Raw genomic sequence first — 4,544 nt, 5'->3', positions numbered from 1 at the left:
ATGGTAAGAAGTCTGCTTATTCTTTCTGAATATTATTTTAATATAGGTGTGTATGGAAAAGCTATTCAATATGCTAAGCAAACTGAAAAAGAGGCTTCAAATATAAACGATTATAAAAGTATGTGTGTGGCATTAAGAATTGCTGCAGTCTCTAATTATACGGTGCTGGGATTTGATAAAGAGGCACAGATAATGATAAACAGAGCCTTCTCTATTGCTGATAAAATATCTGATCCTGATGATCTTTATCAAACAAAAGGAGATTTATACCGGGCAAAAGGAGATATGGCTTATTATAGCCACACTAAAAACAGTATTCCGGATTTTTTTAAATATGCTAAGAAAGCATTAACTGAGTTTTCAAAAATTAGAAATATTAAAACACGAAATAATTCTTTTGGAGAAGCCTATTCAGATTTAGGGCTTGTTTATGTTGAAAAAAAAATGTTTGATTCTGCTTATCATTATATGAATGCCTCTCTAAACCTGGCCAGAAATGATAAAAATTATTATAATGAATGCATTGCATTAAATGGATTAGTATATGCTTCATCTATGCAGAAAAATTATCAGCAGACAATCAATTACCTTGAAACGTTAATCCCTCTTTCCAAGAGAACCAATCAACCTGTTATTTTAAAACTTGCATATCAGAGTATGCAAGCTTCCTATAATCATTTAGGAAATAAAGAAAAAGAACTGGAGTATCTGGCTAAATACACTAAACTAAGTGATAGCTTAGCTGGAGTTGATAAGCTAATGAAAGAGGTATCAATCAAAAAAATGGTAGAAGAAAAAGAAGCAACATTTATCAATGAAAAAGATAAACTATATCTTTTTATTGCTGTTATTTGTTTATTATCGGCTCTGACCTGGTGCTTCGGTTATAAAGCATTCAGAAAGTATAAGCTGGAAAAAAAAGAAAAACAGCTGAAAGAAAATGTAATCAAAGAAAAAGAATCCCAGCTTACCGAAATACAGCAAAAATTAAATTATGCTTTTGATGAAATAGTAGAGCTGGAAAAAAAAGAAAAACAACTGAAAGAAAATGTAATTAAAGAAAAAGAATCTCAGCTTACCGAAATGCAGCAAAAAGTAAACAATAGTTTTGAGGAAATAGTTGAGCTGGCTAAAAAAGACGATCCTTCTTTTCTCACAAGATTTGCTGAAGTAAACCCCGACTTTATTCAAAAACTGAATCGTACTTATCCTAAGCTTACGTCTGGCCAGTTAAAATTCTGTGCATTGCTGCGGCTTAATTTTTCTACTAAGGAAATTGCTTATTATACACATATTTCTGACAGAAGTGTTGAAATAAAAAAAGGACGCCTTCGTAAGCGGTTAGGAATTCCATCTTCTGCAGATATTAATAACTGGATGATTAATTTTTTGTAAATTAATTGATTGATTATCAATTTTTTACAAATTGTGTTGTAGGTTTGTTGTAGGTGTTTTTTAAGATATTTAGATTGCTTTTTCATCAATTTGCAATATAAATTTCTAAAAAATACTAAGTGATGAAAAACAACAACAAGTACTATTGTGCTATTAATAAGTGCATTGGGGACATAGGCCCATTTCTTTCTCAACCTATTTCCAAAAACCATCTTTATAACAGATCAGAAAACTTTTATTTCAATGTTTTTACATTTTATGATAAAATGTTAATAACAATGAAAGAGAATTGTCATAGGATATTTCAAACGCCTATCAGTTATAATACATTAAAAAATAATTACACAAATATAAAACAAATGAAAACAAAATTTTTATTTTTAGGGAGCATGCTATTTGCTGCAATTAATTTATCAGCCCAAGTCGGTATAAATACTTCAAATCCACAAGCTACTTTTCATGTAGATGGAGGTAAAGATAATGCAGCTATTGGAGCACCAACTGCTGTACAACAATCCAACGATGTTGTCGTAACATCATCGGGGAATGTGGGGGTAGGTACGGCTTCACCTTCAACAAGATTGGAAATCAATAATGGTAGCACTAATGGAGCTATAAAAATTGTAGATGGTACACAAGCGAATGGAAATGTATTAACATCTGATGCAAACGGTATTGGTATCTGGAAACCTCTTGCTTCAGTAACTGTTAGTGGCACAACTCCTACAACAAAAACTTATTTTGGAACAGTAACAACTGGAGATCAATATATGAACGCTTCCATTACTCTCCCTAAGGGAAAATGGATGGTTTATTTAGGATTTTTAGTGAATAAAGCTAATTTTCCAAATTCTTATTATGCTTCGAGACTAACATTATCAAATTCAAGTTCAAATATTCAAGAAACGGGGTTTTCATACATAGCTGGTAATAGGTTCTTATTGACTGCATTTTCTACTGGTAATAAAGGAGCTTCAGAATATGGTTTTTTTACTTCAGGAATCATCAGAGTAGATGTTACGACGGATCCGTTGACATTGTATGTTTGGGATAATAATTCTCGTGCAATGTCAGATTATGGGGCTGGAGAAGTTCCTTATCTGGCGAATAATGGTGAGAACTACTTATTTGCTGTTCGAGCTAATTAGCATTTTTATATTTGAATAACTTATTCTGAAGTTTTTTACTAGAATTTATTTAATTAAATTTAGAATTAGGAGCAGGTTGTATCTTTATTTCTATAGATAAATTGATAATCTTACCAGCATCTCCATGCTTATATATAAAATATGGCTGGAAATTCTAAAAAACACAGTAATGAAAAGCAATAAGACAAGCAAATCTTTTCATTCCACCGTTAAAATTTCGTCTTGTTGCTTTTTCTATCAAATGAAAGAAAGTAATTATTTATCAGTTGGTTTTAAAAATATAACCACACATAATCAAAATTTATGAACTTGAGGAATCTGAATATTGAATCACTTATTAAAGATTGTTTGAGCAAAAATGAGATAGATATAAGCCGAATATATGATTTTTTAAATTGTACCGAAAAAGAAGTACTCGGAATGTGTTCAAAAATACAATTGCGAGTTGGAAAAAGTGATTTGTTTAAATAAGCAGGCAATGATATTAAATTCCAAATAATTAATTGTAAGTAAAACATTATAGACTTCAGAAATGAAGTCTTTTTTATTCCAAATAGGAAGTTTTAATTGAATGAGAAGATTAAATCTTAAAGTAATTACTTTTATTAAACATGAATTTTTTAATTGATGTTGTGTTTTGATGTGGTTATTTTATAGGCTTTGCATATACACAAATTACAACCAAGACGATAACCTTCTCAAGATAATGTGGTTAAAGATAATCTGTAAACAAAAAGTCAATTATTCCTTTTTGAGAAAGTATTAGAACTAACCAAAACATATTCAAAATCTCCTTCATATATCCTAATCTTACATCAGGGTAATTAAAATTCCGTGCCTTAATCAAACTTAATTTTTCTACTAAATAAATTGCGTATTATATTCACATTTTTGATTAAAATATTGAAATAAAGAAATATTTTATTTATAAATGATTAAATATAACCTCTTCTGAAAACCTTAATAAATGAATGATTAATTTTTAGTTTTTTAATTTTAATCATTTGTATTTCAGTATGTTGATTAATGTGTTGTATATATGTGTTATCTGTTTTTTTGGATTTTTTTTTTTTTTTTTTTGTTTTGTGGTCTTAAAATTTACAAAAGTTGAAAAAAGCAGTTACAGTAATATCATTATTATGTATTCATTAGTTTTCGAGTAAGTAGGAGGTAAACTTAAATCCTATGAGAATTCTATAGATGATTAGTAAGTATATTGTTAATCCGGATTGAGATAATTTAAATTCTTCAAGAATTACGGAAGATTAATTGGCTTTGCTGATAAATATATAGCCTATTGAATTTTAATGCTTCTGTAGCTGAAAAGATATGAAAAATCTATTCTGTCTTACTTTTTAACTTTTTCAAATTTTAATAAAATAAAAAAACAAGGAAAATCAGGCAAGACCTAATTTATATTACAGATTCCCTTGGTTTCTAAATCTGTAATATGTGACATTGTATAATTGTTACTTGTAAGTTCAGAATCTTATAAAGTAGTTAATCCAATTATATATTGAATTAGGTTAAAAAATTCTAAAAACACAATAATGAAAAGCAATAAGACAAGCAGATTTTTTTCATTCCCTCCGTTAAAATTTGTCTTGTTGCTTTTTCTAACAAATGAAAGAAAGTAATTATTAATCGGTTGGTTTTAGAAAAAAACCATACATAATCAAAATCTATGAATCTGAAAAATCTGAATATTGGATCACTCATTAAAGATAGCGTGAGCAAAAATGAGATAGATATAAGCCGTATATGTAATTTTTTAAATTGTACAGAAAAGGAAGTACTCGAAATGTATTCTTCACCGTCTTTAGATACGGAAATACTATTGCGCTGGTCCAAACTCCTTGAATATGATTTCTTTAGACTTTATTCTCAGCATTTGATTTTATATGCACCTCAATCTTCCATGGAATATATACAAAAGAAAAAAGTAGATAGCTCACTTCCTGCTTTTCGGAAAAATCTTTATACTAAAGAAATTGTAGAATT

Annotated in this window: 3 protein-coding genes; all 3 read left to right on the top strand. The window is 28.9% G+C overall.

What is annotated here, in order from left to right:
- Positions 1 to 1,395: tetratricopeptide repeat protein (locus ACM6F9_RS00845; protein ID WP_414843988.1), on the top strand; the 1,395-nt coding region annotated here is incomplete at its 5' end.
- A gap of 122 nt (positions 1,396 to 1,517) precedes the next feature.
- Positions 1,518 to 2,543, top strand: a complete 1,026-nt coding sequence (locus ACM6F9_RS00840; RefSeq protein ID WP_414843987.1) for a hypothetical protein — start codon at positions 1,518 to 1,520, stop codon at positions 2,541 to 2,543.
- Positions 2,544 to 4,227: 1,684 nt separating this feature from the next.
- The coding region (locus tag ACM6F9_RS00835) for a transposase (protein ID WP_414843986.1) at positions 4,228 to 4,544 on the top strand (317 nt) is incomplete at its 3' end.

The sequence above is a fragment of the Chryseobacterium sp. IT-36CA2 genome (assembly GCF_949767875.1).
In the GTDB taxonomy this organism is placed as follows: Bacteria; Bacteroidota; Bacteroidia; order Flavobacteriales; family Weeksellaceae; genus Chryseobacterium.
Note: the sequence above shows the minus strand (reverse complement) of the source record. Positions and strands in the feature narration are given on the sequence as shown.